General features: G+C 69.1%; 2 protein-coding genes and 1 tRNA gene. All 3 read right to left on the bottom strand.

All coding sequences use genetic code 11. From position 1 onward, the window contains the following. Window positions 1-109: 109 nt before the first annotated feature. Window positions 110-182: transfer RNA gene (locus tag E1287_RS43240), tRNA-Ala, on the bottom strand. A gap of 82 nt (window positions 183-264) precedes the next feature. Continuing rightward, window positions 265-735, bottom strand: a complete 471-nt coding sequence (locus E1287_RS43235) for a hypothetical protein (protein ID WP_131971955.1) — start codon at window positions 733-735, stop codon at window positions 265-267. 113 nt (window positions 736-848) lie between these two features. After that, window positions 849-1,040, bottom strand: a complete 192-nt coding sequence (locus E1287_RS43230) for a hypothetical protein (RefSeq protein WP_131971953.1) — start codon at window positions 1,038-1,040, stop codon at window positions 849-851. Between the last annotated feature and the right edge of the window lie 266 nt (window positions 1,041-1,306).

Here is a 1,306-nt window from a genome sequence, read left to right as displayed (position 1 = left end):
GGGCGGAGCCCCCCCATCGGGGGTCCGGGGGTCGCCCTCGGGCAAACACAAAGAAGGAGTGGCGGGGAAGGAGCCAACGGCTCCGACCACACCACTCCCAACTCGTTCGTGGAGCTATGGGGATTCGAACCCCAGACCTCCTCCATGCCATGGAGGCGCGCTACCAACTGCGCCATAGCCCCTCGATCGGAGTAAAGCCTAGTGCACGTTGGGAGCGGTTCGGACGCGGGCCGCGGCGGTCGTGCGCCGCGGCCCGCGTGCGCGTCAGCCCGGCTTCTTCGAGGTGTAGGTGTACCAGTGGTCGTTGACCGTGGGCAGATGGACCGTGAGGCTCTTGGGCCACTCGACGGGAGTGCCGAGGATCTTGTTCTCCTCGACGGTCCGGCCGCTGCTGGTGGTGTGCTTGCTGTTGATCTCGTCGGTGGTCTCGTACTGGGGCCGCCCCTCGGCGGGGCCGCCCTCTCCGGGCTGTGACTCCTGCTGCTCCGCCTGGTTCCTGGAGCAGAGGGCCCGTCCGACCTCGGGCTGGTTCGGGAGCAGCTTGTAGTACGAGAGGACCTTGAGCGCCAGGGCGCAGTCTTCCTTCTCGGTGGTGCTGTCCGCGGCCGGCTCGGTGTAGGTCTCCGGGGCCGGTGGCGGCGCTTCGTGCGCCGCGACGGGCACCGCCACGGCCGTGGCGGTCGCCGCGGCGAGCGCGGCGGTCAGCAGCGTTCTTCCGGAGATCCGGCTTCTCATGGGTCAACCCTCATCTCGATCATGCATCGCCACTCCGTGGCTGTTCCCGCATGATCGACATGGTGAAGCGCGGCCGGACGAAAGGCAGCCGCCGTCATGGCGAACCTTTTGCGTCAGACCCATCCCAGGCTTTCGCGGACTTCCTCGGGCGCGTAGCCCCGTTGTCCGCCGTCTCCGATCCACACGATCCCGTCGGCCTCCCCCACGGGGCCGACGGCGTGCTCTTGCGGCAGCCGCGGCTGGATGGCCAGCCGCACCTGCATCCCCGGCTCGAACCTGCGCAACTCGTCGATGAGGTCGGCCACAGTGACCTCGCGCGCCCCCCTGCGGTGTCTTCCCATACCAGGCATGAAACCATTTCCGAGCCGCTGTTCCGGCCGTCCGGCACAAGAAAAGCGTCCGGCGGCCCCCACCGGTCGCCGAACAGATTCCCGAACCCGGGGGCAAGGGGCGAAGCCCCGAAAAGGCTCGAACGGCAAGATGCGCCCGACCCGCACCGGACCAGCGACCTCAGCCGCAAGGGGGGCGTGGGGGGCGGAGCCCACGCCCCCCTTGCGGCTGAGGTCGCTGG

It is taken from the genome of Actinomadura sp. KC06, from assembly GCF_004348735.1.
GTDB lineage: Bacteria > Actinomycetota > Actinomycetes > Streptosporangiales > Streptosporangiaceae > Spirillospora.
Note: the sequence above shows the minus strand (reverse complement) of the source record. Positions and strands in the feature narration are given on the sequence as shown.